General features: G+C 74.4%; 4 protein-coding genes. 3 read left to right on the plus strand and 1 reads right to left on the minus strand.

Annotated features, from left to right (window positions below; all coding sequences use genetic code 11):
• On the plus strand, positions 1 to 1,402 hold a 1,402-nt coding region (locus tag VK640_17970; GenBank protein HTE75068.1), incomplete at its 5' end, for an LLM class flavin-dependent oxidoreductase.
• A 102-nt stretch (positions 1,403 to 1,504) separates the two neighbouring features.
• Positions 1,505 to 1,849, plus strand: coding sequence for a hypothetical protein (locus VK640_17975; GenBank protein ID HTE75069.1), 345 nt, complete (start codon positions 1,505 to 1,507; stop codon positions 1,847 to 1,849).
• On the opposite strand, the gene VK640_17980 is transcribed toward VK640_17975, so the two are convergent.
• Entirely contained in the window at positions 1,846 to 3,033 is a 1,188-nt protein-coding gene (locus VK640_17980) for a PrsW family intramembrane metalloprotease (GenBank protein ID HTE75070.1), read from the minus strand. The two genes, VK640_17975 and VK640_17980, sit on opposite strands and share 4 nt — an antisense overlap.
• A 170-nt stretch (positions 3,034 to 3,203) precedes the next feature.
• On the opposite strand from VK640_17980, the gene VK640_17985 reads away from it, so the two are divergent.
• A complete protein-coding gene (locus VK640_17985) occupies positions 3,204 to 4,553 on the plus strand; it encodes an aspartate aminotransferase family protein (protein HTE75071.1) in 1,350 nt (449 codons plus the stop codon).
• Positions 4,554 to 4,903: the final 350 nt, after the last annotated feature.

Consider the following 4,903-nt stretch of genomic DNA (forward strand, 5'->3'; position numbering starts at 1 on the left):
CGTCGCCAACCTGCCGCTGCGGCAGCCGGCGGTGCTGGGCAGGTCGGCCGCCAGCCTCGACGTCCTCAGCGACGGCCGGGTCGAGCTCGGGATCGGTGCCGGCGCCTTCTGGGACGCGATCGAGGCGATGGGCGGACCACGCCGCTCGCCGGGCGAGGCGGTGCGGGCGCTGGCGGAGGCGATCGCGGTCATCCGGGCCGTCTGGGGACCCGGCCGGACGCCCCGCATCGACGGCGAGCACTACCGGCTGGCCGGCGCCAAGCCGGGGCCGGTGCCGGTGCACCCGATCGGGGTCTGGGTCGGCGCCTACGGCCCCCGGATGCTGGCCCTGACCGGCCGGCTCGGGGACGGCTGGCTGCCCAGCCAGGGCTACGCGCCGCCCGAGCGGCTTCCCGAGATGAACGCCCGCATCGACGAGGCCGCGGAGGCCGCCGGCCGGTCGCCGGCGTCGGTGCGCCGCCTCTACAACCTGGAGGGCGGCTTCGGTGCCGGCGGCGGCTTCCTGCAGGGCACGGTCGACGACTGGGTCGAGCAGCTGGCCACCCTGGCCCTGGTGCACGGGACCAGCGGCTTCGTGCTGACGGCCGACGCCGGCTCGGCCCGCGCGATGCAGCGCTTCGCCGAGGAGGTCGCGCCGGCCGTCCGGATCGCCGTCGAGCACGAGCGCGGCACCGCCGCGCCGCACCCCGCGCCGGCGCCCCCGGCACCCACCCAGCCCGAGGAGGGCGGCGCCGTCATCGTGCGTACGGCGCGCTCGCCGGCCGTCCCGGCCGATGCAGACGGCGGCCCGGCCGGGTCGGAGCTCGGTGTCGAGCCGACGCAGGACCACGGGCGGCGCCTGAGCACCGAGCGGGTGTGGGACGAGTCGGCCCGGCCGGCCGGCCCGGCCCGGGCGGGTGGCGCGACGTACACCGACCGGGGCCGCCGCGACGGGCAGGCGCTGGTCCAGATCCACGACCACCTGCGCGGCGAGCTGGCGCAGCTGCGCGACCTGGTGGAGCAGGTCGTCCACGGCAACCGGGACATCGGCGAGGTGCGCTCGCTGATCAGCACGATGACGATGCGGCAGAACAGCTGGACGCTCGGCACCTACTGCGAGACCTACTGCCGCATCGTCACCGTGCACCACACCATCGAGGACCAGCGGATGTTCCCGAGCCTGCGGGCGGCCGACCCGGGGCTCGGCCCGGTGGTCGACCGGCTGGAGGAGGAGCACCACGCGATCGCCGCGGTGCTCGAGCGGGTGGACGCCGCGCTGGTCGGCCTGGTGGGCCGGCCGGACGACCTCGACGAGGTCCAGGCGGCCGTCGACCTGCTCTCCGACACCCTTCTGTCCCACTTGTCCTACGAAGAGCGCGAGCTGGTCGAGCCGTTGGCCCGTCTGGACCTCGGATTGGTGTAAGCCTGGCTCACCGGCGCTCGACAGCGGGGTGCAAGTGCCCCGCAAGTGGACCGCCAGTGGTGGCGCGCACGGTGGGGCCACCACACCGAGGAGGCCACCGCCATGAGCGCCACCAGCCAGCCGCAGTTCACCGTCATCTGCCCCAGCTGCCGGGCCGAGCTGACCCTCGCCGCGCGCCGCCTGCTCGTGCGGGTCGACGCCGACCGCTCGACCTCGGGCGAGGTGCTCTTCACCTGCCTGGCGTGCGACCAGACCGTGGCGCTCGGGCTGGACCCGGCCGGCGTCGCCGCGCTGGTGACCGCCGGGGTGACCTTCCTGAGCCTGTCGCCACCCGTCGTGGAGCACCCGGAGCTGCGCCCGGCCGGCCCGGCCTTCACCTCCGACGACCTGCTCGACCTGCACGTCGAGCTGCAGGGCGACGACTGGCTGACCGACCTGGTCGGCTAGCGCGGGGAAGCCGGCAGCGGCCCCGGTCCCGGTCCGGTCGACCCGCCCCGCGGGCCGCCCGCCGCGACCCGGGTTCGGGCCACCTCGGCCAGCAGGTCGCGCTCGCGGCGGGGGAAGTCGTGCACCGGGTGGCCGCGCTCCAGCCGGTCGCGCAGGAACGCCAGCTCGGTCGCCGCGTGCTGGAAGCCGCGCAGGGCGTCGCCGGACGGCTCGCCGTAGCGGCCGGCCACCCAGCGCACCGCCTGGCGCCGGCGGGGCACCGACACCAGCATGGGCACGTCCTCGGGGGCCAGCCAGCCCGCGTCGACGTACGTCGGCAGGTGCCGTTGCAGGGTCTCGCCCTCGCGCCGGCGTGACCACGCCGCGACCGCCACGGTCGCGGCGAACGCGGGGACCATGACGACGACGTAGCCGGTGAAGAAGCCCCTCAGGCCGGACAGCGACGCCCAGTTCCAGGTGGCGTGCAGCACGACGGCGGTGAGGTAGCCGGCCAGCGGCGCCAGCCATCGGGTGGAGGGAGTGACCGCCCGGGCGGCCAACCCGAGCCCGATGCCGGTCATCGCGGTGAACAGCGGGTGGGCGAAGGGGGACAGCACCCCGCGGAGCACGAAGGTGAAGCCGACCGCGAAGATCCCGCCGCTGACGCCGAGCTCCTCGCCACCGGCGAGGAACGCCCGCCCGAAGTAGAGGATGTTCTCGGTGAAGGCGAAGCCGACTCCGGCCAGGCCGCCCAGGACGATCCCGTCGACCACCCCGTCGAACTCCTGCCGGCGCACGAGCAGCACGAGCAGGACGGCCGCCCCCTTGGCGGCCTCCTCGACCCAGGGCGCGACCAGGACAGCGGTGGTCGCCAGCCCCTCGGCCGGCCCGCCGGTGCGAGCGATGGCCAGGGCGCTGGCGGTGTTGAGCACCGCCGACACGAGGGCGGCGACCGTCGCGCCCCAGAAGAACGCGAACAGCAGCAGCCCCCGCGGCTCGGGCTCGTAGCGGTCCAGCCAGCGGAAGGCGCCCAGGACGACCGGGAGCGGCAGGACGGCGAGGCAGATGCCGATGAGGAAGCCGAGCCAGCCGGTCGTCGAGGTGAAGGTCGCGAGCAGCAGCAGCCCGCAGAGGCTCATGACCACGGCGAGGAAGCCGACCAGCAGGAGGCGCCGCAGGCGGCTCCAGTGGTCGCTCGGGTGCACCGGAGGAGAGTAGCCGCGGGCCGGGCGCCCATCCGTCCGAGTCGCGGACGGCGCCGGTCGCGAGGATTGCGCCCGACAGGTCAGGGAACGCGACACCCAGGGACGGGGACCGGCACACGGCAGGGGACGTCGGTCCCCGTCCCACCTCCTGCCACCACTAGCGTGCGGCCATGGACCGTGCGCACGTCGAGCGGCTGACCGCCGCCGAGCAGGACCGCTTCGTCGCCGAGCACCCCCGCAGCAAGGAGCTCTTCGAGCGGGCCCAGGCCGTCATGCCGGGCGGGGTCCCGATGAGCTGGATGTCGAAGTGGCCGGGGGCCTTCCCGGTCTTCGTCGACGAGGCGACCGGGGCACACTTCCGCGACGTGGACGGGCACGACTACGTCGACCTCTGCCTCGGCGACACCGGTGCGATGACCGGCCACTCCCCCGGCCCGACGGTGGCCACGGTGCGCGACCAGGTCGGCCGCGGCATCACCGCGATGCTGCCGACCGAGGACTCGGTGCTCGTCGGCGAGGAGCTGACCCGACGGTTCGGCCTGCCGCTGTGGCAGTTCACCCTCTCCGCGACGGACGCCAACCGGCACGCCATCCGCTACGCCCGGCACGTGACCGGCCGGCCCAAGGTCGTCGTGCACGACTTCTGCTACCACGGCAGCGTCGACGAGACCTTCGCGGCGCGGGACGAAGACGGGCGGACGGTCTCCCGGCGCGGCAACATCGGCCCGCCGGTCGACCCGTCGGAGACGACGGTCGTCGTGGAGTTCAACGACGTCGCGGGCCTCGAGGCCGCGCTCGCCAGCGGCCAGGTCGCCGCGGTCCTGTGCGAGCCGGCGCTGACCAACGTCGGCATCGTGCTGCCCGACGAGGGCTACCACGCGGCGCTGCGCGAGCTGACCAGGCGGTACGACGTCCTGCTGATCATCGACGAGACCCACACGCTCTCCGCAGGCCCCGGCGGCTACACCAGGGCGCACGGCCTCGATCCCGACCTGATGACGATGGGCAAGGCGGTCGCCGGCGGGATCCCGGCCGGCGCCTTCGGGATGACCGCCGAGGTGGCCGACCGGATCGCGCGGTCCGTCGCGCTGGAGGACATCGACGTCGGTGGCATCGGCGGGACGCTGGCCGGCAACGCGCTGTCGCTGGCCGCCATGCGGGTGACCCTGACCGAGGTGCTCACCGATGAGGCCTACGGCCGGATGCTGCCCCTGGGCGACCGCTGGTCCGACGGCGTCGACGCGGGCATCGCCCGGCACGGTCTGCCCTGGCACTGCAACCGGCTGGGCGCCCGGGGCGAGTACACCTTCACCGCGTCCGCGCCGCGGACCGGCGCCGAGGCCCACGCGTCGGGCGACTTCGCGCTCGAGCAGTTCCTCCACCTCTACGCCCTCAACCGGGGCATCCTGCTGACGCCGTTCCACAACATGGCGCTGATGTCACCGGCCACGACGGCGGCCGACGTCGACCGGCACACCGAGGTGTTCGACGACGCACTCGCAGCCCTCACGGGAGGGTGACGGACGCGCTGCCGGGTGGGCGGGCTGACCCACCTGGGCGGGGCCGACCGGGTGTCGTGTCACCAGGACGAGTCGTCCGGTGTCCCTCGGTCACCTCGTACGGGCTACCGCAGGATGACCCAGGTGGGTCATGGCGGTCCAAACTCGGGCATACCTAGGCTTGCTCGTCAAGCGGGGCCGAACCTGGCCCCGACGGGCGGTGACGGAGGAGGGCGACCGGTGGCCCACAAGGCCGATTCCCGGCTGGAGGACCCGTTGGTCCTCGACGAGATCGAGCTCTACGGCGAGCTGGTCATCGCCGCGTCGTCCTCGGACGAGCCGCTGAGCCAGGAGCAGATCGACCAGGCGCT

The sequence above is a fragment of the Actinomycetes bacterium genome, from assembly GCA_035489715.1.
In the GTDB taxonomy this organism is placed as follows: Bacteria; Actinomycetota; Actinomycetes; order JACCUZ01; family JACCUZ01; genus DATHAP01.